The organism is Mesorhizobium kowhaii (genome assembly GCF_042431665.1).
Lineage (GTDB): Bacteria > Pseudomonadota > Alphaproteobacteria > Rhizobiales > Rhizobiaceae > Mesorhizobium > Mesorhizobium kowhaii.
On the sequence record NZ_JBHLYT010000054.1, the window covers coordinates 21,427 to 33,742 of the forward strand.

At 61.2% G+C, this 12,316-nt stretch carries 11 protein-coding genes and 2 tRNA genes; 3 read left to right on the top strand and 10 right to left on the bottom strand.

Features of this window, described 5'->3' with window-relative positions; translation table 11 throughout:
* Positions 1-160: 160 nt before the first annotated feature.
* Together ACFFNA_RS32490 and ACFFNA_RS32495 are read right to left on the bottom strand one after the other, a co-directional pair.
* On the bottom strand, positions 161-1,408 hold the full coding sequence (locus ACFFNA_RS32490; protein ID WP_378923863.1) for an outer membrane protein transport protein: 1,248 nt from the start codon (positions 1,406-1,408) through the stop codon (positions 161-163).
* A gap of 359 nt (positions 1,409-1,767) precedes the next feature.
* Positions 1,768-4,551 (bottom strand): valine--tRNA ligase, encoded by a 2,784-nt coding sequence (locus ACFFNA_RS32495; protein ID WP_378923864.1) that lies wholly within the window; start codon positions 4,549-4,551, stop codon positions 1,768-1,770.
* A 311-nt stretch (positions 4,552-4,862) separates the two neighbouring features.
* On the opposite strand from ACFFNA_RS32495, the gene ACFFNA_RS32500 reads away from it, so the two are divergent.
* Positions 4,863-5,495: a bleomycin resistance protein gene (locus ACFFNA_RS32500; protein ID WP_378923865.1), complete on the top strand. Its 633-nt coding sequence runs from the start codon at positions 4,863-4,865 to the stop codon at positions 5,493-5,495.
* A gap of 188 nt (positions 5,496-5,683) precedes the next feature.
* On the opposite strand, the gene ACFFNA_RS32505 is transcribed toward ACFFNA_RS32500, so the two are convergent.
* The 4 genes from ACFFNA_RS32505 to ACFFNA_RS32520 all read right to left on the bottom strand — a co-directional run bounded on the left by ACFFNA_RS32505 (position 5,684) and on the right by ACFFNA_RS32520 (position 9,135).
* On the bottom strand, positions 5,684-6,517 hold the full coding sequence (locus tag ACFFNA_RS32505) for a PopZ family protein (RefSeq protein WP_378923866.1): 834 nt from the start codon (positions 6,515-6,517) through the stop codon (positions 5,684-5,686).
* Positions 6,518-6,732: 215 nt separating this feature from the next.
* Positions 6,733-8,124 carry a TolC family outer membrane protein gene (locus ACFFNA_RS32510; RefSeq protein ID WP_208647153.1) on the bottom strand — a complete coding sequence of 464 codons (1,392 nt, stop codon included), beginning with the start codon at positions 8,122-8,124 and terminating at the stop codon, positions 6,733-6,735.
* A gap of 178 nt (positions 8,125-8,302) precedes the next feature.
* Complete coding sequence (locus ACFFNA_RS32515) at positions 8,303-8,971, bottom strand: protein-L-isoaspartate O-methyltransferase family protein (protein WP_111547393.1); 669 nt, start codon at positions 8,969-8,971, stop codon at positions 8,303-8,305.
* A 90-nt stretch (positions 8,972-9,061) separates the two neighbouring features.
* Positions 9,062-9,135: transfer RNA gene (locus ACFFNA_RS32520), tRNA-Cys, on the bottom strand.
* Between the two features lie 224 nt (positions 9,136-9,359).
* Here ACFFNA_RS32520 and ACFFNA_RS32525 point away from each other — a divergent pair.
* On the top strand, positions 9,360-9,578 hold the full coding sequence (locus ACFFNA_RS32525; RefSeq protein ID WP_378923867.1) for a hypothetical protein: 219 nt from the start codon (positions 9,360-9,362) through the stop codon (positions 9,576-9,578).
* Positions 9,579-9,594: 16 nt separating this feature from the next.
* On the opposite strand, the gene ACFFNA_RS32530 is transcribed toward ACFFNA_RS32525, so the two are convergent.
* Positions 9,595-9,852: a hypothetical protein gene (locus ACFFNA_RS32530; RefSeq protein ID WP_111547644.1), complete on the bottom strand. Its 258-nt coding sequence runs from the start codon at positions 9,850-9,852 to the stop codon at positions 9,595-9,597.
* A 224-nt stretch (positions 9,853-10,076) separates the two neighbouring features.
* Between ACFFNA_RS32530 and ACFFNA_RS32535 the strand changes: the two genes are divergently transcribed.
* Positions 10,077-10,151 (top strand) — tRNA-Asn (locus ACFFNA_RS32535).
* 625 nt (positions 10,152-10,776) lie between these two features.
* Here ACFFNA_RS32535 and ACFFNA_RS32540 read toward each other — a convergent pair.
* From ACFFNA_RS32540 to ACFFNA_RS32550, 3 genes are read right to left on the bottom strand one after another with little or no spacing between them, the layout of a single operon-like run.
* A complete protein-coding gene (locus tag ACFFNA_RS32540; RefSeq protein WP_378923868.1) occupies positions 10,777-10,998 on the bottom strand; it encodes a hypothetical protein in 222 nt (73 codons plus the stop codon).
* Positions 10,995-11,225 carry a hypothetical protein gene (locus ACFFNA_RS32545; protein WP_378923869.1) on the bottom strand — a complete coding sequence of 77 codons (231 nt, stop codon included), beginning with the start codon at positions 11,223-11,225 and terminating at the stop codon, positions 10,995-10,997. The genes ACFFNA_RS32540 and ACFFNA_RS32545 overlap by 4 nt, the downstream gene beginning before the upstream one ends.
* The gene (locus ACFFNA_RS32550) at positions 11,222-12,061 is read right to left on the bottom strand and encodes a hypothetical protein (RefSeq protein WP_378923870.1); all 840 of its coding nucleotides are present in this window, start codon (positions 12,059-12,061) and stop codon (positions 11,222-11,224) included. The genes ACFFNA_RS32545 and ACFFNA_RS32550 overlap by 4 nt, the downstream gene beginning before the upstream one ends.
* Between the last annotated feature and the right edge of the window lie 255 nt (positions 12,062-12,316).

A 12,316-nucleotide genomic window follows, 5' to 3' on the forward strand; every position in this document is an offset into this window, starting at 1 on the left:
GGGGTTGTTCAGAAAGTGTTGCCAAAACGTCACAATCGCACGAGGCGAAAGCGGTGCGGCTTATATGCAACGCAGCTTGGATGACGGAGCCGGCGACAACATCGGCACAAACAAGAAAGGCCGGGCAATGCCCGGCCTTTTCATTCGATTTTCCAGAGACTTAGAACTTAATCTTGAGACCACCCGAAATCGCCGTGACCAGATCGTTGCCGAAGTCATAGCTGACTTCCTCGCCGGCCACAAAACCGTTCTCGCCAGCCACCGTTCCCGAATGACCGCTGGTCATCACGCCGATCGCGCCAGCCAGACGCACCTCGATGTTGGGCTTGGGCGTGTAGGCGACGCCGCCGCCCACTGTCCAGGTATCAGTCTGCGAGCCATAGCCATGCGAAGTGCCACGATCCCAGGAAAGCTGGCCGGCCGCACTCCACGCATCGTTGAACTTGTGGCCGATGCCGCCGGTGACGGTCCAACCATCACGGTACATCAGGTCCAGCGAGGTGATCTGGCCTGAATGCAGAGCATCACCCGTAACGCATGCCGCGGCGGGAGTACCTACGACGCAAATCGGAACACTTTGCAGCAGGCTCCAATTGACCCACTTCAGCGAACCAAAGGCGAGCCAGCCGGGCGCGATGCCCGACTGCAATTTCAATTCTACAGTGTCCGGCATGTACTGCGTCGAGCCATAGATCGGCAGCACGACACTGCCAACATGCGTCAGGTCCAGTGTGCCTGAGATGTTGTCGAGCTTGACCCGCGAATTGTAGACCAGGCTGGCGCGCAGCGCGATCTCAGGGATTTCATAGGCGAGGCCGGCGCGCCAGCCCCAGCCGGTACCTTTGAGATCAACACGACCGGTGCCCTGGAAGTCCGGCACCAGCGGCGACACCAGGTCTTCCTTGAAGCCATAGACTTCCTGGTAGTAGACGCCGCCGATGAAGCGAATCTGGCCTTTGCCGGCATCCATCTTGTAGGAACACGTGCCGGCGTAGTTGTTGCTCTTGATGTCGGTTTCCATATTGGACTCGGCACCGGCCCACAGACCCGGATTTGTGTGCGCGCCCCAAGGTTGGGAATAGTCGAACATACAGTCGATCCCCTTGACCACCTCAGCCTTGACGCCGATGCGCGGCACCCAGTAGCTCTCGCTGTCTTTCGTCGAACTGCCCAGGAAGGTCAGATTGCCATCGCTCGGGTCGGTATCCACACCATTCTTGAGTTTGCGTTGCGGCATCACATAGGTCGATTCCGCTTCGGTGGCGAACGGAGCCGGATCGAACAGAAGATCGATGTCGTAGCCGCCGCGCTCGATGCCGCCGGCATGCGCCGAGTTTGTCGCCGTCCCGATCAAAGCCAGCGAAAAGCACCCCGCCCCCAGCAGTGCTTTCAGTCGCAAAATAGTCATGAATGTCCTCCCCGAATTCGAGTGCGGCAAGCTAGAACCAATTCAGGTTAACGGTGCAATAACGAATTCATCGGGCGTACATGTACATGTTCGCCAAGCGCATTTTTGACATAATGCAAGCTGGTCCCGTTAGGCCGAAAAACAGCATCTGGTGCGTGTGCCGCCCTCAAAACGGGAGAAAAAACGGCCCAAAAGGTTCAAAAATAGTAGGTTTTGGGGTTCCAGGGCCCCATTGTTACATTATGGCAACAATGGGGCCAAAACTTTCCGTTTACGTCAACATTAACGCAACGGAATGCCTATTTTCGAGGCAAAAAGCTCCGATTTCGAGACGGGTCGAAGCACCACGAATCTGCCCCTCAACCCGCGTCGCGAACCATGGTCAACGCCACCGAAAGCTTGTCTTGCGCGTCGCGATATTCGGTGAGCTTTTCACGCTCGGCATCGACGATCTCGGCCGGCGCGCTGGCGACGAATCTTTCGTTCGACAGCTTCTTGTGCAGGCGCGCGATTTCCTCGGTCACCTTGGCCAGTTCCTTCTGCAGCCGTGCCGCCTCGGCGGCGAGGTCGATCAGGCTGCCAAGCGGCAGACAGATGGTCGCCTCATTGAGCACGATCTGCGCCGAGCCTTTTGGCGCGACATCGGCCAGAGAGATGTCGCCGACCCGCGCCAGCCGCTTGATCGCCGAATCCTCGCGAACGAGCCGTTCGCGTGTCACCTCGTTGGCGCCGACCACGACGAGCGGCGCGATTGCAGCCGGCGGCACGTTCATCTCGGAGCGCACCGAGCGGATGCCGGAGACGAGGTCGACCAGCCAGTTGATGTCGGCGGCAGCGTCGGCGTCCTCGAAGTCCGGCGAAGGCCACGCCGCATGGCACAGCAGCGACGGCCGCTCCTTGCCTTCGCCAGCGGTCTGCGCCCACAGCTCCTCGGTCATGAACGGCATCATCGGATGCAGCAGCTTGTAGATCTCGTCGAGCACGAAGGCGACGCAGGCGCGGCTTTCGGCCTTGGCCGCCTCGTCCGTGCCCATGAACACCGGCTTCAGCAATTCCAGATACCAATCGCAGAACAGGTTCCAGACGAAGCGATAAGCGGCTCCCGCCGCCTCGTTGAAGCGGTATGAGGTGATGCCGTCCGTGATCTCACGCGCGGCCCGCGTCAGTTCGGTGAGGATCCAGCGGTTGACCGCAAGCTTGGCATCGTTCAGCCAGAAATCGTCATTGCGCGCGACTTCGTTCATCTCGGCGAAGCGCGTCGCGTTCCACAGCTTGGTGCCGAAATTGCGATAGCCGGCGATGCGCGCCGGATCGAGCTTCACGTCGCGGCCTTGCGCTGCCATCACCGTCAGCGTGAAACGCAATGCATCGGCGCCGTATTCGTCGATGAGGTCGAGCGGATCGATGACGTTGCCTTTCGACTTCGACATCTTCTGCCCGTTCTTGTCGCGCACCAGCGCATGGACATAGACGGTGTGGAAAGGCTCCTCGTCCATGAAATGCAGGCCCATCATCATCATCCGGGCGACCCAGAAGAAGATGATGTCGAAGCCGGTGACCAGCACGTCGGTCTGGTAGTAGGTCTTCAGCTCGGGCGTCTCATCCGGCCAGCCCAACGTCGAGAACGGCCACAGCGCCGACGAGAACCAGGTGTCGAGCACGTCCTCGTCGCGGATCAGGATCTCGCCCGGCTTGAAATTCTCGAGCTTGTCCTCGACCCAGGCCTTCCACGGCCCTTCCAGCGCCAGATAATATTCGATCGCAGCACTCAGTGCCTCTTCCTCGGTCTTCTCGACGAAGACGCGCCCGTCCGGCCCATACCAGGCCGGAATCTGGTGACCCCACCACAGCTGGCGCGAGATACACCAGGGTTGGATGTTTTCCATCCAGTCGAAATAGGTCTTCTCCCAGTTCTTCGGCACGAAATTCGTGCGGCCTTCGCGCACCGAGGCGATCGCCGGCTTGGCGAGCTCAGCTGCGTTCGCATACCACTGCTCGGTCAGGAACGGCTCGATCGGCACGCCGCCGCGGTCGCCATGCGGCACCGCGTGGCGATGCGGCTCGACCTTTTCGAGGAAGCCGCCTTGTTCCATCAGCTCGACGATCTTCTTGCGCGCAATGAAGCGGTCGAGGCCGTCGAGTTCGTCCCAGACCGCCTGCCGCTCCGGCGTCACCTCGAGACCGGCAAGGAAATCCTCATTGTCCTTGAGGCTTACTGCCGCCTCGACAGTGAGGATGTTGATTGCCGGCAGCTTGTGGCGCTTGCCGACCTCGAAGTCGTTGAAGTCATGCGCCGGCGTGATCTTGACCGCGCCCGAGCCTTTTTCCGGATCAGAATACTCGTCCGCCACCACCGGGATCTTGCGGCCGACGATCGGCAGGACGATGTTCTTGCCGACCAGATGCCGGAAACGCTCGTCGTCGGGGTGCACGGCGACAGCGGTGTCGCCCAGCATCGTCTCGGGGCGTGTCGTCGCCACGGTGATGAAGGTTTTTGGATTCTCCGGATCGAAGACCTGGCCCTCGATGGGATAGCGGAAGTGCCAGAGATTGCCGTTGACCTCCTGTTGCTCGACCTCGAGATCGGAGATCGCAGTGAGGAGCTTGGGATCCCAGTTCACAAGGCGCTTGTCCTTGTAGATCAGCCCTTCCTTGTAGAGCGTGACGAACACTTCGAGCACGGCCTTGGACAGACCCTCGTCCATGGTGAAGCGTTCGCGCGACCAGTCAGCCGAGGCGCCGAGCCGCTTCAGCTGGTTGAAGATCGCCCCACCCGATTCGGCCTTCCACTCCCACACTTTCTCGATGAACTGCTCACGCGTCAGGTCGCGGCGGTGGATCTGCTTTTCCATCAACTGGCGCTCGACCACCATTTGCGTGGCGATGCCGGCATGGTCCATGCCTGGCTGCCACAGCACGTTCTTGCCGCGCATGCGCTCGAAGCGCACCAATATGTCCTGCAGCGTGTTGTTGAGCGCGTGGCCCATATGCAGCGAGCCGGTCACGTTCGGCGGCGGGATGACGATGGTGAAGGCTTCCGCGCCCTCCTCGGCCCCGGCACCGGCGCGAAACGCGTCGGCCTCTTCCCAGACTTTGGCGATCTTCGGCTCGACGGTTTTTGCGTCGTAGGTCTTTTCAAGCATGGGAAAATGGTCCGCGCTGTCGGGAGTTTTGCTGGTCCGGTGTAAATCGGAAGGTTTTGGCCAAGTCAACCGCAGGGGCTGCCTCGGACCCTCAACGTCAAATAGACACGGCCTGGATCAGGTCAAGGAAGACGCATTTGCGATTCATCGATCAGAATAGCAGGCGCCTGTTCCCCGGGAAAAGGCGCAGCGCTCGCGCCTTGACCGGCAGGTGTCGCCCGAAATACCCTGCCAACGCTGCTGTAGGGCGCATCGGCTTCCGGCCGGAGGGGCATTGCCCGCCTACGCCACCTCAACCCCGCAATGCGCCCATGCCGACCCTCGAACACCACAAGAAACAGGCCAAGCTCTATCTCAAATGGCATCGCGAGCGGTACTATCCCGTCGCCGATGCGATTGGATCGATATTGCCGCGCTTCCGCCATCTGACCGACAGCCAGATCCTCGATCACGGCTTCAAACTTGCCGATGCCCAGGAACTGGTCGCCAGGAAGTCAGGTTTCGAGAGCTGGCTGGCGCTGAAGAAAGGCCTTCAAACTGTGACCGACCGCACAGCAACAGATGCCGCAAGACCGTTCCTGGCCTTTGCCGAACCACAGCTCTTTGTCTCCGATATCGAAGCGGCCTGTGATTTCTACCGGCAAAAGCTCGGCTTCGAGACGCGCTTCACCTATGGCGAGCCGCCCTTCTACGCACAAATCATCCGCGATGGTGCGCGGCTCAACCTGCGCCATATCGACAAGCCTCCGTTCGCCGCCAATCCGGCCGATGACCTGCTGGCGGCGACGATCGTTCTCGACAACATCAAGCCGCTGTTCCTGGAGTTTCAGGCAGCCGAGGCTCCCTTCCACCAGACATTGCGAACCGAACCGTGGGGCGCCCGCACGTTCATCGTCAGGGATCCCGACGGCAACCTCATTTGCTTCGCGACCAGCGCGAACTGATCCTGCCAACAGAAACGCCGCCTCCAGAGCAATTCCAGGAAAAGTGTATAGCGGTTTTTCCCGGGAAAAGCGCGTAGTGCTTTCCCTCAGGGAATTGCGTAAAAACAAATGGTTAGAGCGGTTCAGCGTTTCTATCGAACACTGAACCGCTCTAAGGGCGGCGTTTCAAGGGTGATCGGTGTTGGAGACTACTGCGCCCCGCGCGCCACGCGTTCGATCTCCTCGCGCACCAGCCTTTCGACCAGTGTCGGCAGATTGTTATCCAGCCAATCCTGCAGCATCGGCCGCAGCATTTCTTCGGCCATCTCGTCGAATGTCTTCTTGCTGCGGCTGGCAAACGCATCGGAAAGCTCACCAAAGGCGGCGGCAACCTGCCGGCCCGTGTGCTCGGAAACGATGGCCACGCGCGGCGCATCGCTGGCCGCCGCCGGTTGCACAACGCCTGCGCCTGGACGAGACGGCTCGACGGCTGCTTTCGCAGTCGGTTCGTCCCTTGGAGTCTCCACCGGCGGCTGGGCAACCGGCTTGCGTGCCTCGCTCCTGTCAAGCACCGCCCTCGCCTGCTCACCAACCGCGGCGATCTCGCGCCGCCAGTCGGCAACGGGGGTATCGGTTGCCGCGATAGGACGCGCTGCCGGCGCGTCGGCCGTGGCCGGCGGGGTCGGCTCGGCGGCGACCCGGGCGCTAACCTCTGCAAGTGTCATCGATGGCTTTGCCGGGGCGGGCTCGGGGCGCACAGGCGTTTCCGTCCGCGCAATCACCGGCTCGGCCTTTGGCAATTGTGCCTGGACTTCCGCCAGCGTCACCGGCTTCTTGATCTCCGGGGCGGCATGCAGGTCGGCACGGAATGCGTCGACATCGGCAACTGGATCGGCGCTCGACGCAGGCTCCAGATCCTGGCGCAGCTCATCGGCGTCGCCCGGCTGCTTGCGGCCGCCGTCGCTGTCCTCGATGATCCTCCTGATGGAAGCCAGTATCTCTTCCATGGAAGGTTCGCGCTGTGCGCTGCTTGCCGTTGCCATCGTCACATCCGCCGCCCTTGTGACCCGTTGCTGATTTCCGCTCCGGCAAGGCCGGATCGAATCATGACGACAGCGTAACCGACGGATCGCCGCACGAGAATCCCCAATCTGGGGACTTGTGCGATTTCAACAGATTAGACCAGATCCCGAACCGACGGGCAGCGAAGCCAAAGAGCACGCTCAAGCAGAGGGCCGAAAAGTCCGAGCCGAACCTCTCAGCGGCCGTCCGGCGTGCGCAAGCCGATCCATTTGTCCTTGACCGCGTTGTAGTGCTCTTCAGGTCTGTATTTCGTCACCTGCAAGCCAAGGCGGTCGACGGACAGGCGGCCGGTCGCCTGCAGGATGGCATAGCTCGCCACGACCACATCATGTTCAAAGCCGGCCTGGTTGATCTCGGCGGTGATGACCGTCGCCTGTGCGTTGAGGACATCAAGCGTGGTGCGCTGGCCGACATTGCGTTCTTCGATGACGCCGCTCAGTGCAAGCTTCGCGGCCTCGATCACTTGCCTGTTGGCTGTCAGCTGCTGCTGCGCGGCGGTGTACTCGGTCCAGGCGGCGGTGACGGCCTGGCGCACCTGGTCGCGGCTGACATCGACCTCGATGCGGGCCTGGCTGAGCGATTCCTTGTCCTGGCGCACGATCGCCGAGGTGCGGCCGCCGGAATAGATCGGGATGCTCAGCGTGGCGCCGATGCTGGCCGAATTGGTGGTGCCGTCCTGCGACGCGAAGACGCCCGGCACAGTGTTGCGGTAAGCGCTTGAAACGCCCGCATTGGCAGACAGCTGCGGCAGCAGCGCGCCTTCGGCCGACTTCACCGAAAACGCCGCAGCGTCGACCAGATGCTGGGTGGCAAGGATGGCCGGGTGCTCGTTCGCGGCCGCCCCGACGGCAGCGGCGAGGCTCGACGGCAACAGCTTTGCCACTGGCGAAGCGGCTTTGAGCTTGCCCGGTTCGTCGCCGACGATCTGGCGATAGCTTGCGGCACTGGCCAGCGCTTGCGCCCGGGCGGCGCTCAGCGATGCCACGGCGGCGGCCCGCGAAGCGTCGGCCTGCGCGACGTCGGTACGCGTGCCTTCACCAACCTCAAAACGCGAACGCGCCGCGCGCGCCGTCTCGGTCAGGAATTGCAGGTTCTGTTCGGTCAGCACGGCGATCTGGCGGTCGCGAATCACGTTCATGTACGCCTGGGCCGCGCTGAACAGGGTGTTCTCTTCGGTGTTGCGCAGGCTTTCGACAGACGCGCGGACCTGCGCTTCGGCGGCGGCGACATTGTTCTTGGTTTGAAAACCGTCGAACAGCGTCTGATTGATCTGGACGCCAAAATTGCCGGTGGTCAGCCGCTCGCTTGAGTTGGTGCCGTTGAGATGGCTGCTGGAATAGTCAATGTTCGCCGACCCGTTGATGGTCGGGCGCCATCCCGACTTGGCGATGGCGACGCTCTCATCGGTGACGCGGACGCCGGCGCGGGCCGAATTCAGCGAAGAATTGTATTGATAGGCCTTTGCAAGCGCACCAAGGATGGATTCCGCCGAGGCCGAGAAGGGAGAAAGCGCGGTCGCGGAAACGAGGACGGCGGCGAAAAGACTCTTGCGTATAGGCAGGACCATGTATCCCTCATTCGTTTTCCATAGGAACCACGCCACGCCAGCTTCTCCTTTTGAGCAGCCGGCGCCGCGTGTTCAATGTTCCCTGCTGCTCAGCCTCAAAGTGCCCCCAGTTTGCGGATCAGCAACGATTTCAAATGCAAGCGACCATGACAAAGCCTCTCCTGCAAGGCAAAATCATTCAGAATTCGAAGGCACGAATACGTTCAAACCCCGGTAGTGGCTTAATTGCCGCATTAAACGCGCGTCTTCCGGTTACAACCCCCCCGGCCTTAAAAAAAAGTCGGGCCACGCCGGAATTGCCTTGCCCTTCGACGGCGACGAGTCGGCCGCCTTCGGCAAGCTGGTCGAGCAGCGGCGCCGGCACGTCCGCGACGCTGCCGCCGATAAAGATGACGTCATAAGGCGCCTGGGCGGCATGTCCTTGCGACAACGTCCCCTGGACAACGGTCACATTGCCGCAGCCCAACGACGAAAGCGTCGATCTGGCCGTTTCGGCCAGCGCCGAATCGCTTTCGAGCGCCACCACGGACTTCGCCAGCCGAGACAGGATGGCCGAGGCATAGCCGGTGCCGCAGCCGACATCGAGCGCCGAATCGGCCGGGCTGATCTCGGCCAGTTGCATAAGCTTGGCCAGCGGTGATGCTTCCATGAGGTAGCGCGCGCCGTCCGCGCCGGCGGCAATGCGGATGTCCTCGTCGATATAGGCGAGATCGCGCTGGTCGGCGCCGACAAAGATTTCTCTTGGCACGACAAGCATTGCGTCGAGCAATGGCGCGCTGGTCACATCGGTGGTGCGAACCTGGCCATCGACCATCTTGACGCGAAGCTCGGAGAAATCAGCGCTCATGTTCCAACCAATCCGCTTGCCGCGCCAGAACCGCGGTTCATTACGATCGGAACTTCAGGCCCCGGCGCTGGTGCGCAGGGACCCGGGCATTGGAGGCCTCGCCCGGAATCGAACCGGGGTGCAAGGATTTGCAGTCCTCTGCGTAACCACTCCGCCACGAGGCCTCATTGCTCCCGGCGTTCCACCCGGTTCCAATAGGTTGCGGCGAAAATGCCGTCAAGCGGCCACCGTGCATTCCGAGCGGTTTCCTCCGCGCCGGTTCGGGCAGCATCCCGTCAACTGCCAGGCCCAGGCCTCACGACGATACGTTAGCTGGTCGTTAAGCATGGCTCGCCGCCGGAAGAAACTTATCAACGGCCCATACGTTGAGCACGGCGGGAGACAAGCCATGCGTCCGACAGTGGCAGCAAAAGATACGACAGAAGACAAGAATGCGGCGTCCGGCCTGTCGCTGCCGCAGTGCGAAGAGCTTTTGCGCTACGCCATCGACCGTCTGTGCATTGGGAGCGCGAGCAGCCTGTTGCCGCATGACCAGGCGAAGCTCGCTTCAGCCGCGGCGATTCTCAAGCAGATCCGCGAAGCGCTGGAAGAGCACGCCGGCCGCTGAGACTGCGCTGTCGGCCTCAATCCGGTCGGCGGCGTCGTTGCCACCAGACAACGAAGCGGCGCCGGTGGCGGCGGACCATGGCGAATTCATAGGACAGCACCAGCAATCCGAGCGGAACCATCCAGAAACCGAGGATCGGCAGGAAACCGAGAATGCCGCCAATGGTCAGCAGGATGCCGATGGCGATTCTGAGCCCGCGCGAGCGCGGCATTTTGAACTCGCGCCCGAAAACCGAGATTTTCCGCGCCGGCATCTGGTTGTCTTGTGCTGTCATCGTCTCGAAAGATTGACCCGTTTGACCGTTCAGGAGCATCGTTGAACCAAAGCCGCAACCGCGCTTTCGGTTCCATATCACCAGCAAGACGGCTAATATGAGGGCATCCGCGAACGATTGCGAGAAACGCCTGAGCGAAAAAGCCTCGGAAAAATGCGAAATGCTTCTTTGCAAAGCGGAAAAGGGTTTGCTATAGGCTGCGCCACTCACATGAGAGCCTCTGTTCCCCGGTAGCTCAGTGGTAGAGCAACCGGCTGTTAACCGGTTGGTCGCTGGTTCGAATCCGGCCCGGGGAGCCAACTTTTCCAAGCACTTAGCGTAGCCTGCAAACCGATGATTTTTCGGTTATGTACGGCATATGTACGCAACTCGACTTCGCTAGGCACCGATCTACATGCGAAGGAGAGACATCCATGGACCACGCATTCGACGATCTGATCAGCCTGCAGCGAGCTCGGCCTAGATGGAATTGGCGTGCCGTTGCGGCAGCCTTAGCCCTTCGCGTGGCCGGAAACCTCATGGCCGGCGTCGCAATCGGCTTCGGGATCGCGGTTGGCCTGGCTCTCGCGGGATAAATGAAAATGCTGGCTGTTTCAGTGCTTTTCCCGTGAAACAAGCCGGCCCGACCGAGGGGCCGGGCCGACTGTCGATTTTATCGAATTGGGTCAACCTGTTACAGCGCGTGTGCCCCGTGAAACGCTTCGCCGCGTCGGATGCATGGCCAGCCAGCGTTCGTCGGCGGCGATAGCCGCTTCAAGGTCCGCTTGGTTCGCAGGGAGGTTGTGCGCCGCCTTTGCCACCACTTTTCGTTTCCAGGCCAGGTCCCGTTGGCTTGGCGCGGGTGTCAGGAGCAGCTTGACACATGCTAGATGCCAAGCGTGCCGCCTTTTCCTCCTGGCGCATACTTCGTTGGACGACGACCGGTCATGGTCTTTGTGCACATCGTAAATAGGTCATCCGGCGGTGCTGGAGTGTCAGTTTTGCCTCCAAATATTTCATCTCGGCTTCCGCCGCGAACCATTGGTCGGCACGGCAAAGGCGCATATCCGAATTGTAGGCCGTATCGGTCAGATCATCCGCCACTGGCTGAAGGCACATGGTGACGAAGGCCTCAGCCTGGCCCTTCGTAATGTGGACGCGGCTCATGACGGCACCCCCTTGTCACACCGTGCGGCGGCGATCGAGGCGGCATCGCGATCAATGCCGCTTGCCAGGTCCATCAGGTTGGGCTGCGCCGCCCGTACCTGCTTTTTGGTTGTTGGCGCGCCGACCGGTTTTCTGCCACGAGGTTTCTCCGCCTCCTCGAGCACATGCCTCTGAACGTCGGGCGTAGCCTTGAGCCACAGTGAAATCGACGGATGTAGGAGGCTCACAGGGATCTCCTCCCCTGTGAAAAATTGCGCATGCTTGCGGCCGCCGTTTTGAGCGCCGGATGGTGCCACTCGGCATCGCCGTGCACCATGTCGCGAACAACACAGTCCATCAATCGGCTGGCGCCCTCCACTGTCGTCGGTCGTGTCTTTGCCATGCGCCGTTCCGAGGTTTGCAGATCGCGCCGCGCCGCTCTGGTGCGGTCGCGAAGATCGGTCAGGCCAGCCTTATTATCCCAATCCTTGCCGGCCTGGACGGCAGCGCGATATCGGCCCTTGGCGTCAGCGTATTCCTGCTCGACCAACATCGGGTCGAATCCGTGGGTCAACAAATCAACGCGAAATTCTTCGATGTCTTGGAGGCCGAGGGTCGAATGTCCTCGCCATGAGACGGAAGCGCTGGGGCGGTGATGGCCAAATCGATCAAAAGCACTGCCTTCACCCTCGTCGAGGCGATCGACAAGGCGCCTCCATTTTCGACTGGCTGCTTGAAAGGCCGCGATGGCGGCAAGCGCCGGATCATCCGAGCTCAGAGCCGCGAGAGACGTGCCTGACATCGAAGGGGTCAGGCGCAGCGGCGCCGCCATTGAACTGAGCAGCGCGTCGAGCTGATCATCTTCCAATCCATTCATGGCTGCATGATCGCTGAGATATCGACCTTTCTCCATGATGTCGACCATCGACCCGCTGCGATGACCGCACACCCTCAGCATGGCGGTGTCTTCGATGTCACTGGCCTTGCTGAAAAGCCGATCCGCCTCGGCAGTTTGCTCGGCGCTCTGCCTGGCAGCCGCCGCGTCAAGCGACCTGTAGGCCTCCCGGTGATTGTCGATGAGCATCGCCAGCTCGTCGGAGACACGCTCGCCGGCCGCCGCCGTGTTGCAGGACGTCATACCAAAGGCAAGTGCTGTAGCCGAGACGGCCGATGCAAAGACAGTGCGACGCGACATATGCTGGTTCATGATGCTTTCCTCCAATTCGACAGCCCGCGACGACAGGATTGACGCCGATGCGGCGTTGGGCGAGTCGGGAAAACGAGGAAAGCGGGGATTGAAGCCGCCGGCAGCTTCGGGCTTTGTGAAGTGCCTTAACAG

Excerpts from the sequence above, each read along its gene's own strand:
- ACFFNA_RS32510 (WP_208647153.1), bottom strand. The coding sequence starts at position 8,124 with ATGGTCCTGCCTATACGCAAGAGTCTTTTCGCCGCCGTCCTCGTTTCC.
- ACFFNA_RS32515 (WP_111547393.1), bottom strand. The coding sequence starts at position 8,971 with ATGAGCGCTGATTTCTCCGAGCTTCGCGTCAAGATGGTCGATGGCCAG.
- ACFFNA_RS32505 (WP_378923866.1), bottom strand. The coding sequence starts at position 6,517 with ATGGCAACGGCAAGCAGCGCACAGCGCGAACCTTCCATGGAAGAGATA.
- ACFFNA_RS32495 (WP_378923864.1), bottom strand. The coding sequence starts at position 4,551 with ATGCTTGAAAAGACCTACGACGCAAAAACCGTCGAGCCGAAGATCGCC.
- ACFFNA_RS32550 (WP_378923870.1), bottom strand. The coding sequence starts at position 12,061 with ATGCTCATCGACAATCACCGGGAGGCCTACAGGTCGCTTGACGCGGCG.
- ACFFNA_RS32530 (WP_111547644.1), bottom strand. The coding sequence starts at position 9,852 with ATGACAGCACAAGACAACCAGATGCCGGCGCGGAAAATCTCGGTTTTC.
- ACFFNA_RS32525 (WP_378923867.1), top strand. The coding sequence starts at position 9,360 with ATGCGTCCGACAGTGGCAGCAAAAGATACGACAGAAGACAAGAATGCG.
- ACFFNA_RS32540 (WP_378923868.1), bottom strand. The coding sequence starts at position 10,998 with ATGAGCCGCGTCCACATTACGAAGGGCCAGGCTGAGGCCTTCGTCACC.
- ACFFNA_RS32490 (WP_378923863.1), bottom strand. The coding sequence starts at position 1,408 with ATGACTATTTTGCGACTGAAAGCACTGCTGGGGGCGGGGTGCTTTTCG.
- ACFFNA_RS32500 (WP_378923865.1), top strand. The coding sequence starts at position 4,863 with ATGCCGACCCTCGAACACCACAAGAAACAGGCCAAGCTCTATCTCAAA.